Origin of the sequence: Bradyrhizobium sp. AZCC 1578 (assembly GCF_036924675.1) — a bacterium.
GTDB lineage: Bacteria > Pseudomonadota > Alphaproteobacteria > Rhizobiales > Xanthobacteraceae > Bradyrhizobium.
This window is the reverse complement of sequence record NZ_JAZHRZ010000001.1, coordinates 7,074,327-7,096,279: the sequence shown is the minus strand read 5'-3', so window position 1 is coordinate 7,096,279 and position 21,953 is coordinate 7,074,327. Positions and strand designations below refer to the sequence as shown.

The 21,953-nt window shown below is 63.7% G+C and carries 18 protein-coding genes; 6 read left to right on the top strand and 12 right to left on the bottom strand.

Annotated features, from left to right (window positions below):
* Nucleotides 1-31 precede the first annotated feature (31 nt).
* Nucleotides 32-862, bottom strand: coding sequence for a Crp/Fnr family transcriptional regulator (locus V1290_RS33680; protein WP_334369259.1), 831 nt, complete (start codon nucleotides 860-862; stop codon nucleotides 32-34).
* A 221-nt stretch (nucleotides 863-1,083) separates the two neighbouring features.
* A complete protein-coding gene (locus V1290_RS33675) occupies nucleotides 1,084-1,767 on the bottom strand; it encodes an RlmE family RNA methyltransferase (protein WP_028346606.1) in 684 nt (227 codons plus the stop codon).
* Nucleotides 1,768-2,294: 527 nt separating this feature from the next.
* Between V1290_RS33675 and V1290_RS33670 the strand changes: the two genes are divergently transcribed.
* Nucleotides 2,295-2,924, top strand: a complete 630-nt coding sequence (locus tag V1290_RS33670) for a phasin family protein (RefSeq protein ID WP_334368341.1) — start codon at nucleotides 2,295-2,297, stop codon at nucleotides 2,922-2,924.
* 87 nt (nucleotides 2,925-3,011) lie between these two features.
* Here V1290_RS33670 and V1290_RS33665 read toward each other — a convergent pair whose 3' ends face one another.
* Nucleotides 3,012-4,055: a Ppx/GppA phosphatase family protein gene (locus tag V1290_RS33665; protein ID WP_334368340.1), complete on the bottom strand. Its 1,044-nt coding sequence runs from the start codon at nucleotides 4,053-4,055 to the stop codon at nucleotides 3,012-3,014.
* A 220-nt stretch (nucleotides 4,056-4,275) separates the two neighbouring features.
* Here V1290_RS33665 and V1290_RS33660 point away from each other — a divergent pair, with 220 nt between their 5' ends.
* Nucleotides 4,276-6,651 carry a xanthine dehydrogenase family protein molybdopterin-binding subunit gene (locus V1290_RS33660; RefSeq protein WP_334368339.1) on the top strand — a complete coding sequence of 792 codons (2,376 nt, stop codon included), beginning with the start codon at nucleotides 4,276-4,278 and terminating at the stop codon, nucleotides 6,649-6,651.
* Nucleotides 6,652-6,808: 157 nt separating this feature from the next.
* Here V1290_RS33660 and V1290_RS33655 read toward each other — a convergent pair whose 3' ends face one another.
* On the bottom strand, nucleotides 6,809-7,603 hold the full coding sequence (locus tag V1290_RS33655) for a hypothetical protein (RefSeq protein ID WP_334368338.1): 795 nt from the start codon (nucleotides 7,601-7,603) through the stop codon (nucleotides 6,809-6,811).
* A 150-nt stretch (nucleotides 7,604-7,753) separates the two neighbouring features.
* Here V1290_RS33655 and V1290_RS33650 point away from each other — a divergent pair, with 150 nt between their 5' ends.
* From V1290_RS33650 to V1290_RS33640, 3 genes are all read left to right on the top strand, one after another.
* A complete protein-coding gene (locus V1290_RS33650; protein ID WP_334368337.1) occupies nucleotides 7,754-8,248 on the top strand; it encodes a YaiI/YqxD family protein in 495 nt (164 codons plus the stop codon).
* A 3-nt stretch (nucleotides 8,249-8,251) separates the two neighbouring features.
* Nucleotides 8,252-10,066: an ABC-F family ATP-binding cassette domain-containing protein gene (locus V1290_RS33645; RefSeq protein WP_334368336.1), complete on the top strand. Its 1,815-nt coding sequence runs from the start codon at nucleotides 8,252-8,254 to the stop codon at nucleotides 10,064-10,066.
* 130 nt (nucleotides 10,067-10,196) lie between these two features.
* The gene (locus tag V1290_RS33640; protein WP_334368335.1) at nucleotides 10,197-11,279 is read left to right on the top strand and encodes a D-TA family PLP-dependent enzyme; all 1,083 of its coding nucleotides are present in this window, start codon (nucleotides 10,197-10,199) and stop codon (nucleotides 11,277-11,279) included.
* A gap of 109 nt (nucleotides 11,280-11,388) precedes the next feature.
* On the opposite strand, the gene V1290_RS33635 is transcribed toward V1290_RS33640, so the two are convergent.
* From V1290_RS33635 to V1290_RS33600, 8 genes are all read right to left on the bottom strand, one after another.
* Nucleotides 11,389-12,624 (bottom strand): TIGR03862 family flavoprotein, encoded by a 1,236-nt coding sequence (locus V1290_RS33635; RefSeq protein WP_334368334.1) that lies wholly within the window; start codon nucleotides 12,622-12,624, stop codon nucleotides 11,389-11,391.
* Nucleotides 12,625-12,762: 138 nt separating this feature from the next.
* Nucleotides 12,763-13,680 carry an SDR family NAD(P)-dependent oxidoreductase gene (locus V1290_RS33630; RefSeq protein ID WP_334368333.1) on the bottom strand — a complete coding sequence of 306 codons (918 nt, stop codon included), beginning with the start codon at nucleotides 13,678-13,680 and terminating at the stop codon, nucleotides 12,763-12,765.
* 172 nt (nucleotides 13,681-13,852) lie between these two features.
* Nucleotides 13,853-14,332: a MaoC family dehydratase gene (locus V1290_RS33625; RefSeq protein ID WP_028346616.1), complete on the bottom strand. Its 480-nt coding sequence runs from the start codon at nucleotides 14,330-14,332 to the stop codon at nucleotides 13,853-13,855.
* Nucleotides 14,333-14,335: 3 nt separating this feature from the next.
* On the bottom strand, nucleotides 14,336-16,066 hold the full coding sequence (locus tag V1290_RS33620; protein WP_334368332.1) for an AMP-binding protein: 1,731 nt from the start codon (nucleotides 16,064-16,066) through the stop codon (nucleotides 14,336-14,338).
* A gap of 10 nt (nucleotides 16,067-16,076) precedes the next feature.
* Nucleotides 16,077-16,964: a 3-hydroxyisobutyrate dehydrogenase gene (mmsB, locus tag V1290_RS33615; protein WP_334368331.1), complete on the bottom strand. Its 888-nt coding sequence runs from the start codon at nucleotides 16,962-16,964 to the stop codon at nucleotides 16,077-16,079.
* A gap of 32 nt (nucleotides 16,965-16,996) precedes the next feature.
* Nucleotides 16,997-18,070, bottom strand: coding sequence for an enoyl-CoA hydratase/isomerase family protein (locus tag V1290_RS33610; RefSeq protein WP_334368330.1), 1,074 nt, complete (start codon nucleotides 18,068-18,070; stop codon nucleotides 16,997-16,999).
* Complete coding sequence (locus V1290_RS33605; protein WP_334368329.1) at nucleotides 18,067-19,212, bottom strand: isobutyryl-CoA dehydrogenase; 1,146 nt, start codon at nucleotides 19,210-19,212, stop codon at nucleotides 18,067-18,069. The genes V1290_RS33610 and V1290_RS33605 overlap by 4 nt, the downstream gene beginning before the upstream one ends.
* Before the next feature lie 155 nt (nucleotides 19,213-19,367).
* Entirely contained in the window at nucleotides 19,368-20,864 is a 1,497-nt protein-coding gene (locus V1290_RS33600) for a CoA-acylating methylmalonate-semialdehyde dehydrogenase (RefSeq protein WP_334368328.1), read from the bottom strand.
* Between the two features lie 103 nt (nucleotides 20,865-20,967).
* Here V1290_RS33600 and V1290_RS33595 point away from each other — a divergent pair, with 103 nt between their 5' ends.
* The gene (locus tag V1290_RS33595) at nucleotides 20,968-21,882 is read left to right on the top strand and encodes a LysR family transcriptional regulator (RefSeq protein WP_334368327.1); all 915 of its coding nucleotides are present in this window, start codon (nucleotides 20,968-20,970) and stop codon (nucleotides 21,880-21,882) included.
* Nucleotides 21,883-21,953: the final 71 nt, after the last annotated feature.

The window sequence follows — 21,953 nt, the reverse complement described above, 5'->3', positions numbered from 1 at the left end:
GCTGAGTCCCGGCAATCCGGTCAACGACCTCTCAATGACCCCTCAATGACCCCTTGGCCGTCGGGCCGGTCACTCCCCGCGTCGGAGTGCGCTGCCGCACTTCGTCCGCGTTGACAGACAGGGAAGCTTCGGCGCCAAGCGGCGGCGCTTTCATATCTTCCGTCAGGAAGATGCGATCGATTCTACGGCGCATGAGCTGGTAGCACTCGCATGTCGCCGCTTCGAGCCGCTTCCTGTCAATCTCAATCGAGCTGCGCCGATTAGATCGGATTCCACCCGAGTCGCGCAGCTTGCATACGACATGCGTCACCGTCGGGCGGCGCACACCGAGCAGTTCCGAAAGCGTCTGTTGCGTCAGCGGCAGGATGTCGCCGTCGGCACGATCGTGGAGTTGCAGCAACCATCTTGCCAGGCGGGCCGTCACCGAGTGCAGCGCATTGCAGGCTGCGACGTGTTGGAATTGGACCATTAACGCCCTGGTGTGGATTTGAACCGTTCCCCTCAAGGCGCTGCTGCGTTCAAGCGCCGCCTGAAACTGTGCCGGCGAAATCTGCAGCGCGGTCCCCGCCACCCGCACCACCGCCGTCATCGGAGAGCGGGAAGGCCCCAGCGTCGTCAGGACGCCCACGGCTCCTTCATTGCCAACGACGGCGGTCGCAACGGTTTGTCCGCTCGGCATATCCATCACGAAAGCGATCAGGCCGCTAAGCGGGAAGTGAATCCGTTCTATTGGATCGCCCGACCGCACCAGCACGGCGTCACGTTCGAGGGTAACCAGTCGGAAATGACGCACAAGCAAATCGAGGTCTGCCGGCGGCAACGCAGCTAACAATCGATTACCAACTCTGGCCCTCTGCTCCATCACGGGAATACTCCTTCCCAGACGGAGGCGCGGCTCGCTTGCAGAAAATTCCCGACGTTGGGGCTGCATGCGACAAACAGACCGCGCCTGAGTACTGAAATACAATACTGAGTACTGAAATACGCCGCTACAGGAGAAAGTTCCAGGGATTCGACGCGTGATCCGGCCCAGGACTGCAACCGTCGGAGACGCCATCCAGTCCTCGCGCCGTCCAGGTTGCGCTAGTTGCGGTGCCCTCGAAACCCCATCGCCAGCACGTAGCGCTCCGAGGAGTCCTGCCGGCTCGAGGCCGGCTTGACATGACGCACGCTGGAAAAGTCGCGCTTCAATTGCGCGACGAGTTCGGCATCGGCGCCGCTTTGAAAGACCTTTGCCAGGAACGTCCCGCCGGGATTGAGCACCTCGGCGGCAAAGGCCGCGGCCGTCTCGACGAGGCCGATGATGCGGAGCTGGTCGGTCTTGCGGTGGCCGGTGGTGTTGGCCGCCATGTCGGACATCACAACATCGGCGCGCCCGCCCATCATTGCGATCAGCTTTTCGGGTGCGTCCTCCGCCAGAAAGTCGAGCTGCGCGAAATCGACGCCGGGAATTTCCGGCATTTCCAGCAGATCGATCGCGACCACTTTGCCCTTGCCATTGATCGCGCCGACGCGCTTGGCCGCGATCTGGCTCCAGCCGCCGGGGGCCGCGCCGAGATCGACCACGGCGTTGCCGGGCTTGAGAAACCGATATTTGTCGTCGATTTCGATCAGCTTGTAGGCCGCCCGCGAGCGATAGCCCTCCCGCTTGGCCTTCGCCACGTAGGGATCGTTGAGCTGCCGCTCCAGCCAGAGCTTTGACGACAGCTTGCGCTTGCCCGCGCTCTTGACCGTGACGTGCAGCCGTCCGGTGGTGTCTTTCGCCATATCGATACTTGTCTTGAAAATGCCAGCCGGGACCCGGAGCCTGGAATCAGTAGCACGGAAGTGGATACGCATTGAAGCGAGCATGATGGGCCGGACCCACCATCCTAGCGCCGACCCCGTTGCCATGGAACAGCGCGACGCACCGAGCTGCCGGGTCATCCCGTTCGAGGTAATGCAGCCGCACGCCATCGCGGTCGATGAAACTGCCGATCGGTGGGTACCTCCGTTCGGCCGTGACCGAGACACTATATTCCCAATCACCAGAACAAGGACGACACCCTAAGATAGCTTCGGGGCAGTGGACATTCGCTGAGCCTTGTGCCGTGCCTAGCGATCCGAATTGCGGCGGGTGAAGAGCCAGTCTGCGGCATAACCGCGACATGTTTGCCGACGTTCCTAAGCAGTCGTTGCGAACCAAGCGAGGTGTGCGGAAAAGATCGGAAGGCTTGGAACGGTCGCACAGCGATTGCGTTGCTCGGGTCGGAGCTGGGGGGGAGTCATCAACCTGCAATCAGCGGAGAACTAAGATGGCCAACCCACGCCAAGAGGAAAAGTCTACCCAAGGCATGGAAGACGCCGCCCGCCGCGCCGGCGAGAAGACTGCCGAACAGACCAGCCGCTTTGGACAAGCTGCAGCCGAGCAGACGACGCGGATCGGACATGCTGCGGCTGAAGCCGGAGAGGAAGTGGTCCGGGCAGGTGCTACCCTATTCCAGCAAAACGCCGAGACGTTACAGAACACTTGGCGCTTCGGCCTGGATATGGCGACGACCCTGATGGGGCGGTCCACGGAGCAACTTGGTCGATCGCTCGGTCTGTCGGGAGACGGAGTGCAACAGGCAGCCGAACGATCGGCCCGCAACGCGCAAACCATCCTATCTACCGGCACGACTGCTGCCAAAGTGATGGGCGGCATTTCGCAGGAATACCTGCAGCTGGTTCGGCATCAAGTCGAGACGAACATGGACCGCATGAATGAATTGTGGGCCTGCCGAACTCCTCAGGAGGTTGCAGCCGTTCAGACGGACCTGGTACGTGAGACCGTGGGATCTGTTCTGGAGAGCAGCCGGCGGATAGCCGATATGTCGCTCAAATTGGCCGACGATGCCGGAAAGCAGATTAAGCAGAATATGGAAGAGGTACGGCGCGCCGCCTAGTGCGGGCCTATTGCTCGGCCTTGAGGGAAGAGCGGCCGGCTTTCAGCCGCTCTTCCAGTTTGTGGGCATAGCCCGGGACCCCACACATCAGCACGGCCGCAGCGCGCCGTCCTCGCGCATCATCTCCACCAGCATGCCCTCGCGCAGGCCCCGGTCGGCCACCCTGAGCCGAGGCAACGGGAAGGCGTCGCGGATCGCGTCGAGAATGGCGCAGCCGGCCAGCACCAGATCGGCGCGCTCGACGCTGATGCAATTATTGTTGGCCCGTTCCTGATAACTCATACCGAGCAACCGCTGGATCACCGCCGTAACGTCGGGACCGTTCATCCAGATGCCATCGATGCGCCGGCGGTCGTAGCGCGGCAGGTTGAGATGGATGCCGGCAAGCGTCGTCACGGTGCCCGAGGTGCCCAGCATATGCATGTCGCGCAGATCGTTGCCGTGCTCGGCCGCAAACGGCGCCACATAGTGCGCGACTTCGCGCACCATCCGCGCATAGGATTCCGCCGTGACGTCACGTCCGCCGAAATGCTCGGCCAGCGTGACGACGCCGAGCGGGACCGACATCCACGCCTTGATGCGCGGCACCGCGTTCTGCTCGTCCGGATCGCGCTCGATCCGCACCAGTTCGGTCGAGCCGCCGCCAATGTCGAACAGGATCGCACCTCGCCCTTTGGCGTCGAGCAGCGGCGAGCAGCCGATCACGGCCAGGGTTGCTTCGGTCTCGCGATCGATCACCTCGAGGCGGATGCCAGTCTCGCTCGCGACCCGGGCACGAAAGCTGTCGGCATTGGCGGCGGCTCGGCAGGCTTCGGTTGCGATCAGCCGCAGGCGCTTGGCCTTGCGGTAGCGGATCTTGTCGCTGCAGATGCTGAGCGCCGCGATGGCGCGCTCGATCGCCGCCTCGCTGATGGAACCGGTGGCGGAAATGCCCTCGCCAAGGCGGATGATCCGTGAAAACGAGTCCACGACGCGAAAACCGTCGCCGGCCGGGTGGGCGATCAAGAGCCGGCAATTGTTGGTGCCAAGGTCCAGCGCGGCATAGACACCGTTTGCCGTGGCCGCCGCAACCGCCCCTGACGGGCTGGCGCAGGCCTCAAGGGCTTCGCGCAGCCGCGTATCGTGGTTCATCAAAACTGTCTTTCCGCAGGCCGCGTCCGGGCCGCCGAAGAAAATCACCGTTCACGGAAACTTTAGCAGCGCCAAGGGGCTACGCAACAACCCATCACATAGGACTATGCCCAATCAGGCGTTGTCCGGGATTACACGGTACGTTATCTGAGCGGGAACCCGCGGAACCAAGAATCCAGCAAAAAATCCAAGAGAATCCCAAGCATTTCAGGTGTTTTCGATGCAAGATCACACGTCGGCCTCCTCCCTGGACAACGCTATCGCACTGCAAAAATACGGTGTGGGGCAGCCGGTGCGCCGCAAGGAAGACGACACGCTGGTGCGCGGCAGGGGCAAATACACCGACGATTTCACCCTGCCCGGCCAGGCCTATTGCTGGATGGTGCGCTCCAGCCATGCCCACGGAATCATCAGGGGGATCGGCACGGCCGCCGCCAAGGCGATGCCGGGCGTGCTCGGCGTCTGGACCGGCAAGGATCTCGAGACCGCCGGCTACGGCCCCTTCACCTGCGGCCTGCCGTTGAAGAGCCGCGACGGTTCGCCGCTGTTGCAGACCAACCGCCCGGCGCTGCCGACCGACAAGGTTCGCTTCGTCGGCGACCCCGTGGCCTTCGTGGTCGCGGAAACGCTGGCACAGGCGCGCGATGCGGCGGAGGCCATAGAACTCGACATCGAGCCGCTGCCAGCCGTGACCGATGCGGCGGAAGCCGCAAAGCCCGGCGCGCCGCAGCTTTACGATCACATCCCGAACAACGTCGCGCTCGATTATCACTATGGCGATGCTGCCAAGATCGACGCCGCGTTCGCTGCCGCCGCCCATGTGACCAGGCTGGACATCGTCAACACCCGCGTTGCCGTGGTGTCGATGGAGCCGCGCGTGGCGCTGGCCGCCTACGACAAGGCCGCCGAGCGCTTCACGCTGCAGGTGCCGACGCAAGGCGTCTCCGGCAACAAGGTGACGCTGGCAAAAATCCTCAACGTGCCGAACGACAAGGTTCGTATCCTGACCGCCAATGTCGGCGGCTCCTTCGGCATGAAGAACGTCAGCTATCCCGAATATACCTGCATCCTGCATGCGGCGAAGGCGCTGGGCCGTCCAGTAAAATGGACCGACGAACGCTCGACCAGCTTCCTCTCCGACAGCCACGGCCGCGGGCAGCTCATTCACGCCGAACTGGCGCTCGATGCCGACGGCAAGTTTCTCGCGGTGCGGCTTTCCGGTTACGGCAATCTCGGCGCCTATATCACGGGCGTCGCGCCGGGGCCGCTGTCGCTCAACACCGGCAAGAACCTCGCCAGCGTCTACCGCACCCCGCTGCTCGGCGTCGACATCAAGACGGTGTTGACCAACACCACCTTGATGGGCGCCTATCGCGGCGCCGGCCGGCCCGAGGCGAACTACTACATGGAGCGGCTGATCGACCGCGCCGCCGACGAGATGGGCATCAACCGGCTGACGCTGCGCAAGCGCAACTTCATCAAACCGACGCAACTGCCGTTCGCAGCAGCTTCGGGCGTCACCTATGACAGCGGCGACTTCGCCGGCGTCTTCAACAAGGCACTGGAGATTTCCGACCACGCCAATTTTACCAAGCGCAAGAAGGAGAGCCGGAAGAGCGGCAAGCTGCGCGGCATCGCCGTTGGGTCGTATCTGGAAGTCACCGCGCCGCCGAGCGGCGAACTTGGCAAGATCACCTTTGAGCCTGACGGGTCGGTGAAGCTGACCACCGGCACGCTCGATTACGGCCAGGGCCATGCCACGCCGTTCGCTCAGGTGCTGTCGGCGCAACTCGGCGTTCCCTTCGAGAAGATCACCATCGAGCAGAACGACAGCGATCTCGTCCGCTTCGGCAACGGCACCGGCGGCTCGCGCTCGATTACGGCGACCGGCCAGGCGATCGTGGAAGCCTCCGCGCTCGTGATCGCAAAAGGCAAGCAGGCGGCCGCGCATCTGATGGAGGCATCCGAAGGCGACATCGAATTCGCCAATGGCCGCTTCACCATCGCCGGCACCGACCGCTCGATCGGCATCATGGATTTGGCGAAGCGCCTGCGCGAGGGCAAGATGCCCGAAGGCGTGCCGCTGTCGCTCGACGTCGACCATGCCACCAAGGATACGCCGTCCACCTTCCCCAACGGTTGCCATGTCGCGGAGGTGGAAATCGATCCCGAGACCGGCGTCGTGCAAATCGTGCGCTATTTTGCGGTCAACGATTTCGGCACCGTGGTCAATCCGATGATCGTCGCCGGCCAGTTGCATGGCGGCGTCGCGCAGGGCATCGGGCAGGCGCTGATGGAGCAGGTCAGCTACGATGCAAGCGGCCAGCCGATCACCGGCTCGTTCATGGATTACGCGCTGCCGCGGGCCGAGGACATTCCGCCGATGGAGATCGGCGACCACCCCTCGCCGGCAAAATCCAATCCGCTGGGCACCAAGGGCTGCGGCGAAGCCGGCTGCGCCGGCAGCCTCGTCTGCGTCGTCAACGCGGTGGTCGACGCGCTGTCGGATTACGGCATCACGCATATCGACATGCCGCTGACGCCGGAACGGGTGTGGCGGGCGATTCAGGATGCGAAGGCGGAGCAGGCGGCGTAGGGCCGCACTGCCCATCACATCTACAACTGTCATCGCCCGCGTAGGCGGACGATCCAGTATTCCAGAGACACCCGTTGTAGAGTCGAGAAGCCGCGGAGTACTGGATTCCCCGCCTGCGCGGGGAATGACAGGTGAGATCGCGGCCGCCGCCTTACCCCTACGCCGCCGCCTGCTCGCGCGGCTGGTAGATCGCGATGTGGTGGCAATGCGCCAGCGGCGTGTTGCCGTTGCCGACGACCAGCGCGTCGAGCTCGACGAAGCGATGGCCCTTCTTGTCGTAATTGCCGACCACCTTCGCACGCGCCGTGATGACGTCGCCGGCCTTCGCCGCTGACAGCAGTTGCATGCGGCTGCCGACATGAATCCACGGCCCCAGGATGGCATTGTCGACCAGCACGCGATTCATCACCCGCTGCAGCAGGCCGGGATGACCCAGGCCCTCCCTGGCGTAGATCGTATCGGTTTCCCTGATGTCGGCGAGATATCCCGCGGCCGCTTCGCCTGCCCAGTCGCGCGGAGTGGTGCCGAGCCATTTGCCGACTTCATAGGAAGACGCGTTGACCGGCTTGCGCTCCGCGACCGCCGCGACTTCCCTGTAGTCTGCGATCGAAACAGCCGGCGCGGAGACCGGCAACGACGCCGTGCCGGTGGCACAAAGCGCGCCGCGGCTCTGCACCTCGATCGACAGCACGCCGTTGCTTTCTTCCGCCGTCAGCTCCGCGAGTTCGCCGTCATAAACTGGCTTGACGAAACGCGCCTCGATCAATCCGCGTTCCAGAAATGCGCGGCCCCATTTCGTCACCGGTTGGTGCATCATGTAGGCCAGCACGTCGACGCCGGGGACCAGCCCACCCGAAAATCCGAACCGCTTCGCCACGGTGTCGTCATGCATCTTGTTTTCGGATTGTTTGGCGGTGTTGTAGGCCTGGACGCGATACGGCTCGATGGGCATGCCGGTTTCCTGTTGTTTTTGGTTGTTTTTCCGCCGGTTATGGTACGCAAAGAATGTGCTGACGCAAGCGTGTTCCCGGCCCCGTTTTCCTCGCATTCCGGCATCGAATAGGTTACCACGCGCGGGCAAAAGAACCGCTGTCGAACCGATATGCCTGACGTGAACCAAACCCGCATCTATGTCGATGCCGACGCCTGCCCGGTGAAGGACGAGATCTATCGCGTCGCGATCCGCCACGGCCTGCCGGTCAGCGTCGTTGCGGGAAATTTCATCCGCGTGCCGCAGGACCCGCTGATCGAGCGCATCGCCGCCGGTTCCGGCATGGACGCCGCCGACGACTGGATCGCAGAGCGCGCCGGCCGCGGCGATATCGTCATCACATCGGATATCCCGCTCGCCAGCCGTTGCGTGAAGGCCGGTGCCGAAGTGATCGCGCCGAACGGCAAGCCGTTCACGGAAGCATCGATCGGGATGACGCTTGCGGTGCGCAATCTGATGACCGACCTGCGCTCATCCGGCGAAGTGACCGGCGGTCCAAGGTCCTTTGCACCGCGCGACCGCTCGACGTTTCTGTCGGCGCTCGACCAGACCATCCGCCGCATCCAGCACCAGCAGGCGCAGCAGCCTGCGCCGAACCAGGATTGAACGATGGCGCCGCCGCTGATCCAGTTGAAAGATATAAGGCTGACGTTTGGCGGCACGCCGCTGTTGTCGGGCGTGGAATTGTCGGTGTCGTCGGGCGAGCGCGTCTGCCTGATCGGGCGCAACGGCTCCGGCAAATCGACGCTGCTGAAGATCGCCGCCGGACTGGTCGAGCCCGACGGCGGCAGCCGCTTCGTGCAGCCCGGCGCCACCATCCGCTATCTGCCGCAGGAGCCTGATTTCGGCGACCACAAGACGACACTCGCCTATGTCGAGGCCGGCCTCGGCCCCGGCGACGATCACTACCAGGCACGCTATCTCGTCGAGCAGCTCGGGCTCTCCGGCGACGAAGACCCCGCGCATATCTCGGGCGGCGAAGCCCGCCGCGCGGCGCTGGCGCGGGTGCTGGCGCCCGCGCCAGATATCCTGCTGCTGGACGAGCCGACCAACCATCTCGACCTTCCCACCATCGAATGGCTCGAAGGCGAATTGCAAAGCCGCCGTTGCGCGCTTGTCCTCATCAGTCACGATCGCCGCTTCCTTTCCAACCTGTCGCGCTCGACCGCCTGGCTCGACCGCGGCCAGATCCGGCAGATCGACCGCGGCTTCTCCGCATTCGAAGCCTGGCGCGACGAGGTGCTGGCGGAAGAAGAGCGCGAGCAGCACAAGCTCGACCGCAAGATCGTCAACGAGGAACACTGGCTGCGCTATGGCGTCTCCGGCCGCCGCAAGCGCAACGTCAAGCGGCTCGGCAATCTGCATGCGCTGCGCGACCAGCGGCGCAATTATCGCGGTACTGCCGGCAATGCCAACCTCGCGGCCGCCGAAGCTGAAAAATCCGGCACGCTGGTCATCGAGGCGAAGAACATCGCCAAGGCCTACGGCGAGCGCAAGATCGTGGAGAGTTTTTCGACCCGAATCCAGCGCGGTGACCGCATCGGCATCGTCGGCCCGAATGGCGCCGGCAAGACCACGCTCGTTCATCTTTTGATCGGCAACGATCCCCCCGATAGCGGCACGATCCGACTCGGCGCCAATCTCGAAATGGCGACGCTGGACCAGCACCGCGAAAGCCTCGATCCGAAATCGACGCTGGCGGAAGCGCTGACCGGCGGCCGCGGCGACCATGTCATGGTCGGCGGCAAGCCGAAACACGTGGTCAGCTACATGAAGGACTTTCTCTTCGCGCAAGAACAAATGCGCACGCCGCTGGAGGTGCTTTCCGGCGGCGAGCGCGGCCGGCTGATGTTGGCGCGAGCGCTGGCAAAGCCGTCGAACCTCTTGGTACTGGACGAGCCGACCAACGACCTCGATCTCGAAACGCTCGACGTGCTCGAGGAGATGCTTGGCGATTACGAGGGCACGGTGATCCTGATCAGCCACGACCGCGACTTCCTCGATCGCGTGGTGACGTCGGTGATCGTGCCGGAAGGCAATGGCCGCTGGATCGAGTATGCCGGCGGCTACACCGACATGCTGGCGCAGCGCGGCGAGGATTTGTCGCGGGAATCTGTCAATGGACCGGCGCCGATTGAGGAAAAGAAGGAGATCAGAGCTACCGCCTCTTCCGCCGCCCCCAAACGTCGGCTGAACTTCAACGAAAAGCACGCGCTGGAAACGCTGCCGAAGACGATCGCGAAATTGCAGGCCGAGATCGCAAAGCAGCAGAAGCTGCTTGACGATCCCGACCTCTACGCCAAGGATCGCAGGAAATTCGACGCGGCGTCATCGGCGATTGCAAAAGCGCAGGAAGAACTGGCCGCCGCCGAAGACCGCTGGCTGGAGCTGGAAGTTTTGCGGGAAGAGATTGAGCAAGCGTAGAAGCCGCATGGTATCCTTCCGTCATTGCGAGGAGCGAAGCGACGAAGCAATCCATCTTTCCTCGTGTGCGGAGAAATGGATTGCTTCGCTTCGCTCGCAATGACGGCAACAACGAATTGGAATCGACCGCATGACAACGCCCCTCGCCGCAAAAATCGCCCGCGAATACGGCACGCCCTGTGCGGTCATCGACATGGACCGCGTCGAGCGCAATATCGCCCGCATCCAGGTCGCCTGCGATACCGCCGGCGTCGCCAACCGGCCGCATATCAAGACCCACAAGAGCCCGCTGCTCGCGCAGATGCAGGTCTCGGCCGGCGCCAAGGGCATCACCTGCCAGAAGCTCGGCGAGGCCGAAGTGATGGCGGAAGCCGGGATCGACGACATCCTGATCAGCTACAATCTGATCGGCGAGGAGAAGATGGCCCGCCTCGCGGCGCTGCAGGTCAAGGCCAACATGACGGTCGCTGCTGACAATTCGACCGTGATCGCCGGCCTGCCGCAGGCCGCCGCAGCCTCGGGCCGACCGCTGTCGGTCGTGGTAGAGTGCGATACGGGGCGCAAGCGCGCCGGCGTCGAAACGCCGGCCGAAGCGATAGCGCTGGCGCGCGAGATCGCTGGCTCGAAGGGGCTGCAATTTGCGGGCTTCATGCTGTACCCGACCGAGACCGGCTGGGCTGAGGCGCAGCAGTTTTTCGACGAGGCACTGGCGGGCGTCCGCGCGCACGGGCTCGATGCGACGATGGTTTCGACCGGCGGCTCGCCCAATCTGAAAAATCTCGGCAAGCTGAAGGGCGCGACCGAGCATCGGCCCGGCACCTATATCTACAACGACCGCATGCAGGTCGCGGCCGGCGTCGCCGAATGGGACGATTGCGCGCTGAACATCTATTCCACAGTCGTGAGCCGCGCCGGACCGGACCGCGGCATTCTGGACGCCGGCTCGAAGACGCTGACATCGGATCCCGGCGGCGGTCTCGACGGCTACGGGTTGATCCTTGAGCACCCCGAGGCGAAGATCGCGCGCTTCGCGGAAGAGCACGGCTTTCTTGACCTGGCCCGCAGCAACACGCGGCCGAATGTCGGCGACGTCGTCCGGATCGTACCCAACCATGTCTGCGTCGTCGTCAACATGATGGACGAGGTGGTGATGGTGCGCGGCGACGCGATCATCGGCACGCTGCCTGTTGCGGCAAGGGGGAAGTTGCGGTAGGGAGTGCCGTCGACGCCACAGCCGTCATTGCGAGGAGCAAAGCGACGAAGCAATCCATTCCTCCGCTTGCGGCGAGATGGATTGCTTCGCTTCGCTCGCAATGACGGGGTTAGATTTTGCGCTCCAGCCACGTCAACGCCCCTCTCCCTGCCGCCACCCCCGTCGCGAACGACGCCTGCAAGAGATAGCCGCCGGTCGGGGCTTCCCAATCGAGCATTTCGCCGGCCACGAACACGCCGGGCAAACGGCGGATCATGAAATCAGCATCGAGTTCGTCGAACACTATTCCGCCCGCCGTCGAGATCGCGCGCGCGATTGGCGCGATGCCGTTGAGTTCGATCGGGACGGCATTGATGAGGTGAGCTAGATCGGCCGGCGACATCGACGCCAGCGAAGCGCCGGATGCCTTGGCGGCTTCCTGCAGCAAGCCGATCGCAACCGGCGACAAACCCACGGCCTTGCGCAGGAAGTTGGACAGGGATTGCTTGCCCCTTGGTTCCGACAGCCGCGCGATCAGCTCTGTTTGCTCAAGATCAGGCCGAAGCGCGATGTGCAGGGTCGCCTGCCCTGAAATCATAATGGCCTCGCGCAGCTCAGCCGAAAGCGCATAGATCGCGCCGCCCTCGATGCCGGTGCGGGTGACGATAGCCTCGCCACGCTGAGTGTGCGCTCCAAAGGTCAGCGCCACACCCTTGAGCGGCTGGCCTTCAAAGCGGTCGCGGAAAATGCCCGACCAGGCGACGGTGAAGCCGGAATTGGCCGGCCGCAGCGGCGATATCTTCACGCCCTCTGCAGCGAGCGTTTCCGTCCACGTGCCATCGGAACCAAGCCGCGGCCAGCTCGCGCCCCCGAGCGCCAGCACGGTTGCGCAAGACTCGACGGCGAGCGGTCCACCAGGCGTTTCGAAGCGCAGGCGGCCCTGCTCATCCCAGCCGGTCCAGCGGTGACGCAGCGCCAGTCTTGCGCCCATCGAGTCCAGTCGCCGCAGCCAGGCCCTCAGCAACGGCGACGCCTTGAAGGCCTTTGGAAAGACCCGGCCGCTGGAGCCGATAAATGTTTCCTGCCCCAATGCCTCGCTCCAGTCGCACAACGCCTGCGGCGGAAACGCTTCGATGGCGATTTTCAGGTGCGGCATCGCCTCGCGGTAGCGGGCGAGGAACTGCGGCAACGGCTCGCTGTGCGTAAGGTTGAGCCCTCCGCGCCCCGCCATCAGGAATTTGCGCCCCGCCGACGGCATCGCGTCATAGACGGTGATGCTGGCGCCGCCTTGCGCCAGCACTTCGGCGGCCATTAGCCCGGTGGGGCCGGCGCCGATGATGGCGGCGTGTTGTACGGATGAAGACATGGCGGGAGCATAAGCCGGACTGACGGATCGTAGGGTGGGCAAAGCGAAGCGTGCCCACCAAATTTCATCGACATCGAAGACAGATGGTGGGCACGGCGCAAGTGCGCCTTTGCCCGCCCTACGAGCGGCTCCGCCTTGCTACAGCTTAATCCCTGCCCTCGCCGCGGCCTGGGCGACGTACTTCTGCGTCTGCTCGAATGCGCCCTGCAGCGCCTTCGCCTTCGACACATCGTCGATCTCGGCGAAATGCGCCGCGATGGCATCGGGCGTCCAGTCGGACTGGGCTAGGTTGACGCCTTCGGTCTCGATGATCTTGATCACCGCAAACGAACCCGCGCCCGCGCCCATGATGGTGCGGGTCGGCGCATCCTCACTGAGCAGATATTCCACCGCGGGCGTGATCGCTTCGGGTTTCATCAGCGCCAGCGCCTGCGGCGGCAGCAGTTCTTCCGTCATTCGGGTGGCCGCGGTCGGCGAGATCGTGTTGACGCGAATGTTGTTCTTGCGGCCCTCCTCGGCCAGCACGTTCATCAGGCCGACCATGCCGGCTTTCGCCGCGCCGTAATTGGCCTGACCGAAATTGCCGAACAGGCCCGACGACGAGGTGGTCAGCACGATCCGGCCGTAGTTGCGCTCGCGCATGCCATCCCACACCGCCTTGCAGCAGTAAAACGTGCCGACGAGGTGGACATCGAGCACCTTGGCAAAGTCGGCGACGTCCATTTTTCCAAAAGACTTGTCGCGGAGAATGCCGGCGTTGGCGCAGAGCAGATCGACACTGCCCCACTCCTTGGTAGCCCGCTCGACCATCGCGGTGACTTGTCCGAACTTCGAGACGTCGGCGCCGTCGGCCATCGCCGTGCCGCCGGCTTTGCGGATTTCCTCGACCACGGATTCGGCCGGCGTCAGCGAGCCGCCGGTACCGTCCCGCGCGCCGCCGAAGTCGTTGACCACCACCTTGGCGCCGCGGCTCGCCAGCCCCAGCGCATGCGCCCGTCCCAGACCATTGCCCGCGCCCGTGACGATTGCGACGCGTCCGTCAAACCTGATTGCCATGAGTATTGATCCCGATTGTTCCTGCCCGTCATGCCCGGGGGCCTGCCCCCGACTTGATCGGGGGTGACCCGGGCATCCATCAAATTGAAGGGTTTTTGATCAGCGATGGATTGCCGGGTCAACTGGTTTGAAGACGCGCTTCGCGGTTTTGCCCGGCCATGACGGGCAAAACCTAGTTGAAATAGATCAGCCCGATCCAATCGGCGACCAACGCCGGCTTGTCCTCGCCCTCGATCTCGACGGTAACGTTAGTGCGCGACTGCAATTCCTTCGGCTTGCGCAGCTTGGCTTCAACAAGCGTGAAGCGGCCGCGGACCCGCGAGCCGGCGCGAACCGGCGAAAGGAAGCGCAGCTTGTCGAAACCGTAGTTCACGCCCATTGCCGTGCCTTCAATGACCGGCATCACCTCATACGACATGATGCTCATCAAGGACATGGTGAGAAAGCCATGCGCGATGGTATTGCCGAACGCGGTTTCCTTCTTTGCCCGTTCCGGGTCGACATGAATGAACTGATGGTCCTCGATCACGTCGGCATAGAGGTTGATCCGGCTCTGGTCGATCAAGTGCCACGACGACACGCCGATCTCCTTGCCGACCATGGCCTGATAGGCCTCAAACGAGACCGGCGGCTTCTTCCAGACTTCATTCATTCGCTAGCTCTCCAACCCGGCGGTCCGCACTTTCTGCAGCTCCGGGAATTCTTCTTCGCGGAACTCGGCGCCGCGCAACGCATCGCTGCGGTTATTATCATGCTCGAGCCGGCGCAACTGCACGCGGCGGATTTTTCCGGAAATCGTCTTCGGCAGCTCCTTTACCAGTTCGATCTTGCGAATACGCTTGAACGGCGCGAGCCGGGTGTGCAGATGCCTAAAGATCGACAAGGCGGTCGCCGGCGTCCGTTCCACGCCCGATACCAGCAGCACATAGGCCTTGGGGATCGCGAGCCGGATCGGATCGGGACTTGGGACAACCGCAGCTTCAGCTACCCATTCATGCTCCAGCAGCACGCTCTCCAGCTCGAACGGGCTGATGCGGTAGTCGGATGATTTGAAGACGTCGTCGGAGCGGCCGACGAAGGTGAGATAGTCCTCGTCGTCGGCAAACACCACGTCGCCCGAGCGGTAGAGGTCGCCGTCCGCCCCGCTCAATTTGCCGTCCTCGCCCTGATAGCCCTGCATCAGGCCTGCGGGACGGTCGGCGCCGAGCACCAGCGTCACCTCACCCTCTTTGGTGACCTGGCCGTCATTGTCGGTGATCCGCACCCGGTAGCCCGGCAACGGACGGCCCATCGAGCCGACCTTCACCTTCTGGCCCGGCGAGTTGCCGGCGAGCGCGGCAGTCTCGGTCTGGCCATAGCCGTCGCGGATGGTGAGGCCCCACGCCGCCTTCACCTGGTCGATCACTTCGGGATTGAGCGGCTCGCCGGCGCCGCAGACCTCGCGCAGGCTTACCTTGAAATCCGCGAGCTTCTCCTGAATGAACAGCCGCCACACCGTCGGCGGCGCACACAGCGTGGTGACGCCGCAGCGGCCGATCGTGGCGAGCAGGGCTTTGGCGTCGAAGCGCGGCTGGTTGACCACGAACACGGTGGCGCCGGCATTCCACGGCGCGAAGAAGCAACTCCAGGCATGCTTGGCCCAGCCCGGCGAAGAAATGTTGAGATGGACATCGCCGGGCTGCAGGCCGAGCCAGAACATCGTCGAGAGGTGGCCGACGGGATAGCTACGCTGGCTATGCCGCACCAGCTTGGGCTTTGCCGTGGTGCCCGAGGTGAAATAAAGCAGCATCGGATCGTCGGCATTGGTCGGACTGTCAGGTGTAAAGTCGTCCGAGGCGCTGGCAGCCTGTTCAAAGGGCAGCCAGTCATCGTGCTTCGATGTCGCGCCTACCACGACGCGCACCAGTCCGTCGCCGCCGAGGCCCGCAAATTTCGCGACCTGATCTTGCGAGGCAACCACCGCCCGCGCCCTGCCCCGCTCGAGCCGATCGCGCAGTTCGTCCGGGGTCAGCAGCGTGGTGGCGGGGATAACGACGACACCGAGCTTCATCGCCGCCAGCATGGTCTCCCACAACGGTACGACATTGCCGAGCAGCAACAACAAGTGATCGCCGCGTTTCAGCCCCTGCGCCCGCAGGAAGTTTGCGACCTGATTGGAGCGGCGCGACAGCGTGGCGAACGTGGGCTTTGTTTCCTTGTCGCCGGGATCGACGATCCAGAGCGCCGGGCGATCCCGGCTGTCAGGATTGCGCGCGAGCTCCGCGTCGAACCAGTCGAGCGCCCAGTTGAATGGAACGGGGTCCGGCCAGCGAAATCCCTTCACTGCCACATCGTAATCGGTGCGGTGCTTGAGCAGAAAGGCGCGCGCTTCCTGGAAGGTCGTCATTAGGTCTCCGTTATTTCGCAGCGAGGCTCCGAACGTGCTGGATAATACCGGAAAAATCCACCCCGCCATGGCCGGCGGCATCAAAAGCCTTGTAGATCTCCTGCGCGTGCTTGCCGAGCGGCGTCGCCGCGCCCGCAGCCTTGGCCGCATCCTGCGCCAGTGTCAGATCCTTCACCATCAGGGCCGACGCGAATCCCGGCTTATAATCGTTGTTAGCGGGCGAAGTCGGCACCGGGCCGGGCACGGGGCAATAGGACGTTAGCGCCCAGCATTGCCCCGATGAGGTCGAGGCGACATCGAACAGCGCCTGATGCGACAGGCCCAACTTTTCGGCGAGCGCAAAGGCTTCGCCGACGCCGATCATGGAAATCCCCAAGATCATGTTGTTGCAGATCTTGGCCGCCTGCCCTGCACCGCCGATGCCGCAATGGACGATCTTCTTGCCCATGTTCTCCAACACCGGTTTCGCCGCAGCAAACGCCTTTTCCTCGCCGCCACACATGAAAGTCAGCGTCGCGCCCTTGGCGCCGCCGGTTCCGCCTGAGACCGGCGCATCGACCGAGAGCATGCCGTGCTTCGCCGCCAGCGCATGCGCCTGCTTGGCGCTTTCGACGTCGATGGTCGAGCAATCGATAATCAGCGTGCCCTTGGTCATGACAGGGACCACTTCGTTCCAGACCGACAGCACATGTTTGCCCGCCGGCAGCATGGAGATAACGACATCGGCGCCCTTGACGGAAGCAACCGAACTCTCGGCGATCACGGCGCCGTCGGCCTTGGCCTGATCGCGCGAGGCTTCGACCAGATCGAACGCGGTTACCTTGTGGCCCGCCTTGACCAGATTGGCCGCCATCGGGCCGCCCATATTGCCGAGGCCAATGAATGCGATATTTGCCATCTCGAATCCTCCGCTAAGCTTTCTTGTTCTGATCAAGGAAATCTGAGTTCGTCAGCGCCGATCTCGGCGAAATAAGGCGCGACCATTTCCGGCGTCACCTCCTCGATTCTCGGCGGCGACCATTTCGGATTGCGATCCTTGTCGATGACGGCGGCGCGCACGCCCTCGCGGAAATCGTCGCTCGCGAACACTTCCAGCGCGGCGCGATATTCCCGCACCAGGCATTCCTCCAGCGAGCGCGCGCTGCGCGCCAGCCGCAGCAGCTTGAGCGTCACCACCATGCCGCGCGGCGACTTTTCGTTCAGCGTCCTCAGCGTCGCCTGCGCGAAGTCCGAGCCATCACGCTGCAGCGCCGCGATGATGTCTTCCATGCGGTCGTGGGAGAACAACGCATCGATCTTCACCTGCTGCGCGGCGACCGGCCCGGCCGTTTCTCCAGTCGAGAAGCCGTCGATCAGCTTCCTAATGTCAGCCGCCGTCGTGCCCAACACCACCTTCGTCAATGCCTCACGCAAGGCCGGCAGTTTTGCCGACGGCACCACCGCATCGGCAAATCTTGCATGGATGGCATCCGGACCGTTCATGGTCTGCCCGGTCAATCCAAAATAGGTGCCGATCTCGCCCGGCGAATGCGACAACAGCCAGGTGCCGCCGACGTCAGGGAAGAAGCCGAGGCCGACCTCGGGCATCGCGAGTTTCGTCTTCTCGGTGACGACGCGATGGCTCGAATGCGCCGACAGCCCGACGCCGCCGCCCATCACGATGCCATCCATGAAGGCGACATAGGGTTTTGGGAACTTCTTGATGCGGGCGTTGAGGATGTATTCATCCCGCCACAGGATCTTGCCGAGATCGCCCTTGACCTTGGAGCTTTCCCAGAGCGCGCGGATGTCGCCGCCGGCGCACAGCCCGCGCTCGCCGGCACCTTCCAGAACGATCACCGCAATATCAGGATCCGCCTCGAAGGCATCGAGCGCCTTGTCGATGTCGTGGAACATCTCCAACGTCACAGCATTGATCGCCTTCGGCCGGTTCAATCGGAGAATGCCGGCTGAGCCTTCCTTGCGCGCGATCAGGTCGCCGTCTGCGATGGCCGCATCCGTCATCGCGCGCCCTCGATCAGCTTGCGCGACACGATCAGCCGCATGATTTCGTTGGTGCCTTCCAGGATCTGGTGCACGCGCAGGTCGCGCACGATTTTTTCGATGCCGTATTCGCTCAAGTAGCCGTAGCCGCCATGCAGTTGCAGCGCCTGGTTGGCGACCTCGAAGCCGACGTCGGTGCCAAAACGTTTTGCCATCGCGCACAGCATGGTGGCGTCGGGATCCTTGCGGTCGAGCGCGGCGGCCGCGCGCCAAACAAACGTCCGCGCCGCTTCCAACTCGGTCGCCATGTCGGCGAGGCGGAACTGCAGCGCCTGGAATTCATCGAGCCGTTTGCCGAAGGCTTTCCGCTCCTTCATGTAGGCCAGCGACTTGTCGAGCGCGCTCTGCGCGCCGCCGAGCGAGCACGCCGCGATATTGAGGCGGCCGCCGTCGAGCCCGGCCATTGCAATCTTGAAGCCGATACCCTCTTCGCCCAGCCGGTTCTCGACCGGAACGCGGGCGTTCTCAAACATCACCGCGCGCGTGGGCTGCGCGTTCCAGCCCATCTTGCGCTCGTTGGCGCCGAACGAGACGCCGGGCGTATCGGCCGGAATGACGAGCGTCGAGATGCCGCCGGGCCCGTCGCCACCGGTCCGCACCATCACGACGTAGAGATCGCCGCCACCGGCACCCGAGATGAACTGTTTCTGGCCGTTGAGCACATAATGATCGCCGTCGCGCACCGCGCGGGTGCGGAGCGCCGCGGCGTCCGAGCCGGAGCCCGGTTCGGTCAGGCAATAGCTTGCCAGCAGCTCCATGGTGCAGAGCTTTGGCAACCACTTTTGCCGCTGGCTGTCATTGCCATAGGCATCGATCATCCAGGACGCCATGTTGTGGATCGAGATGAAGGCCGACACCGTCGGGCAGCCGGTCGCCAGCGCCTCGAAGATCAGCGCCGCGTCGAAGCGGGTCATCGCGGAGCCACCGACATCGTCCTTGATGTAGATGCCGCCCATGCCGAGGCCTGCGGCCTCGCGCATCACGTCAACAGGAAAATGCTTCTCTTCGTCCCAGCGCAGCGCATGCGGCGCGATTTTCTCGGCCGCAAACGCCCGCGCCATGTCGCGAACCGCGGCCTGATCCTCGTTGAGAGCAAATTGCATCTTGCCGGTTATCCTTGAAACTCACCCATCGTCATTGCGAGCGCAGCGAAGCAATCCATCCCGCCGCAAACACAGAATGGATTGCTTCGTCGCTGCGCTCCCTTGCGCAAACGCTTCGCGTTTGTCGCAGGCAATGACCGCGCCCGAGCACAAGACTACTTCATCAACGGAATCGAGAACTCCGCGCCTTCCTTGACGCCGGACGGCCAGCGCGAGGTCACCGTCTTGGTCTTGGTGTAGAAGCGGACCGAGTCCGGACCGTGCTGGTTGAGATCGCCGAACCCCGACTTCTTCCAGCCGCCGAACGTGTAGTAGGCGATCGGCACCGGGATCGGCACGTTGATGCCGACCATGCCGACATTGACGCGTGCCGCAAAGTCACGCGCCGCGTCGCCGTCGCGGGTGAAGATCGCAACGCCGTTGCCGTAATCATGTTCGGACGGCAGTGCGAGGGCTTCCTTGTAGTCATGGGCGCGCACCACCGAGAGCACCGGGCCAAAGATCTCTTCCTTGTAGATCCGCATATCCTTGGTGACGTTGTCGAACAGCGAGCCGCCGAGATAAAAGCCCTTTTCATAGCCCTGCATCTTGAAGCCGCGGCCGTCGACGGCAAGCGTGGCGCCTTCCTTGATGCCGATATCGATGTAGTTCTTCACCTTCTCGACCGCCTCGCGCGTCACCAGCGGGCCGTAGTCGGCGGACGGATCGACCGAGGTGCCAATCTTGAGCGACTCCACGCGCGGGATCAGCTTTTCCATCAGGCGATCGGCGGTGGTCTTGCCGACGGGAACGGCGACGGAGACCGCCATGCAGCGCTCGCCGGCCGAGCCGTAGCCGGCCCCGATCAGCGCGTCGACCGTCTGGTCCATGTCGGCGTCGGGCATCACGATGGCATGGTTCTTAGCGCCGCCAAAGCACTGGCAGCGCTTGCCGGTCTGGGCGGCGCGCTCATAGATGTATTGCGCGATCGGCGTCGAGCCGACGAAGCCGATCGCCTTGATATCGGGGTCGTCGAGAATGGCGTCGACGGCTTCCTTGTCGCCGTTGACGACGTTGAGGATGCCGGGCGGCAGCCCCGCTTCCATCATCAGCTCGGCGAGCCGCATCGGCACGCCGGGATCGCGCTCCGAAGGCTTTAGGATAAAGGCGTTGCCGCAGGCGATCGCGGGCGCGAACTTCCACATCGGGATCATCGCCGGGAAATTGAACGGCGTGATGCCGGCGACGACGCCCAGCGGCTGGCGCAGGGAGTAGATGTCGATGCCGGGGCCGGCGCCCTCGGTGTATTCGCCCTTCATCAAATGCGGAATGCCGCAGGCGAATTCCGCGACTTCGAGGCCGCGCTGGATGTCGCCCTTGGCGTCGGGAACGGTCTTGCCGTGCTCGCGCGCCAGCAATTCAGCGAGCTTGTCATAGTCGCGCTGCACCAGTTCGAGGAACTTCATCATCACCCGCGCGCGGCGCTGCGGATTGGTGTTGGCCCATTCGGGCTGGGCGAGCGCGGCGTTCTCGACGGCCGCGCGGACTTCCGCTCTTGAGGCCAGCGCCACCTTGGCCTGGACGTCGCCGGTCATCGGCTCAAACACGTCGGCCGTCCGGCCGGAAGTTCCCGTGACCTCTTTGCCGCCGATAAAGTGTCCGATTGAGCGCATGAATGATCTCCCTAAGGTCCCGTCTGGGATCGCTTTCGAGCCCCTTTTTGACCTGCATTTCTTGGGATACAAGTCCGATATATTGCACCATAGATGTGCGGAAATGCTGGATCAAGGCACCAAGACGATCGACTGGGATGACTTCCGTTTCGTGCTGGCGATCGTGCGCGGCGGCTCGGTTTCCGCTGCCGCCAAGCAGCTATCGGTCGATCATGCCACCGTCATTCGCCGTGTCGACCGGCTGGAACGCCATCTCTCCGCAAAACTGTTCAACCGCCGCAAGACCGGCTACCTCCTGACCGAAGCCGGCCAGCGCGTGGCCGACAGTGCCGAAGCGATGGAATCCACCATCGTCGCCAACCAGGAGGCGGTCGGCGGATCGCGCGCCCGGCTCACCGGCACGGTCCGGATCGGCGCCCCCGACGGGTTCGGCAGCCATTTCCTGGCGGCGCGGCTTCTGAAATTCACCGAGCGGTATCCCGATCTCGACCTGCAGCTCGTCGCCACCGCGCGGCTGTTCAGCCTGTCGAAGCGCGAGGCCGACATCGCGATCAGCCTCTCCATGCCAAAGGAGGGCCGGATCGTCGGGCGCAAGCTGCTTGACTACAGCCTCGGGCTCTATGCCGCGCCGGCCTATCTCGACCGGGCACCGAAAATCACTTCCCGCGGCGACCTGCCAGGGCATCGCTTCGTCGGCTACATCGAGGAACTGCTGTTCACGCCCGAGCTGGATTACCTGCCCCAGGTTTCGCCGAAGATCTCGGCCAAGTTTCGCAGCGCCAATCTGATCGCGCAGCTCAACGCCACCATTGCCGGCTTTGGCATTGCGGTGCTGCCGCATTTCATGGCGAAGGCGCATGCCGAACTGCGCGCAGTGCTGCCCGACGAGGTCAGGATCTCGCGCACGTTCTGGATGCTGATGCACGCCGACAGCAAGGACCTGGCGCGGATCAGGGCGGTGGCCGATTACATCCACGAAACGGTGGAGAGCGAACGGGCGCTGTTTGGCGGGCGGTGACGGCACGAAATCATCGTCGTCCCTGCGAACGCAGGGACCCATAACCACCGATGTGAATGACGACAAAAGCC

Coding starts and splice junctions, on each gene's coding strand:
- V1290_RS33680 (WP_334369259.1), bottom strand. CDS start 862: ATGGAGCAGAGGGCCAGAGTTGGTAATCGATTGTTAGCTGCGTTGCCG.
- V1290_RS33675 (WP_028346606.1), bottom strand. CDS start 1,767: ATGGCGAAAGACACCACCGGACGGCTGCACGTCACGGTCAAGAGCGCG.
- V1290_RS33670 (WP_334368341.1), top strand. CDS start 2,295: ATGGCCAACCCACGCCAAGAGGAAAAGTCTACCCAAGGCATGGAAGAC.
- V1290_RS33665 (WP_334368340.1), bottom strand. CDS start 4,055: ATGAACCACGATACGCGGCTGCGCGAAGCCCTTGAGGCCTGCGCCAGC.
- V1290_RS33660 (WP_334368339.1), top strand. CDS start 4,276: ATGCAAGATCACACGTCGGCCTCCTCCCTGGACAACGCTATCGCACTG.
- V1290_RS33655 (WP_334368338.1), bottom strand. CDS start 7,603: ATGCCCATCGAGCCGTATCGCGTCCAGGCCTACAACACCGCCAAACAA.
- V1290_RS33650 (WP_334368337.1), top strand. CDS start 7,754: ATGCCTGACGTGAACCAAACCCGCATCTATGTCGATGCCGACGCCTGC.
- V1290_RS33645 (WP_334368336.1), top strand. CDS start 8,252: ATGGCGCCGCCGCTGATCCAGTTGAAAGATATAAGGCTGACGTTTGGC.
- V1290_RS33640 (WP_334368335.1), top strand. CDS start 10,197: ATGACAACGCCCCTCGCCGCAAAAATCGCCCGCGAATACGGCACGCCC.
- V1290_RS33635 (WP_334368334.1), bottom strand. CDS start 12,624: ATGTCTTCATCCGTACAACACGCCGCCATCATCGGCGCCGGCCCCACC.
- V1290_RS33630 (WP_334368333.1), bottom strand. CDS start 13,680: ATGGCAATCAGGTTTGACGGACGCGTCGCAATCGTCACGGGCGCGGGC.
- V1290_RS33625 (WP_028346616.1), bottom strand. CDS start 14,332: ATGAATGAAGTCTGGAAGAAGCCGCCGGTCTCGTTTGAGGCCTATCAG.
- V1290_RS33620 (WP_334368332.1), bottom strand. CDS start 16,066: ATGACGACCTTCCAGGAAGCGCGCGCCTTTCTGCTCAAGCACCGCACC.
- mmsB (WP_334368331.1), bottom strand. CDS start 16,964: ATGGCAAATATCGCATTCATTGGCCTCGGCAATATGGGCGGCCCGATG.
- V1290_RS33610 (WP_334368330.1), bottom strand. CDS start 18,070: ATGACGGATGCGGCCATCGCAGACGGCGACCTGATCGCGCGCAAGGAA.
- V1290_RS33605 (WP_334368329.1), bottom strand. CDS start 19,212: ATGCAATTTGCTCTCAACGAGGATCAGGCCGCGGTTCGCGACATGGCG.
- V1290_RS33600 (WP_334368328.1), bottom strand. CDS start 20,864: ATGCGCTCAATCGGACACTTTATCGGCGGCAAAGAGGTCACGGGAACT.
- V1290_RS33595 (WP_334368327.1), top strand. CDS start 20,968: ATGCTGGATCAAGGCACCAAGACGATCGACTGGGATGACTTCCGTTTC.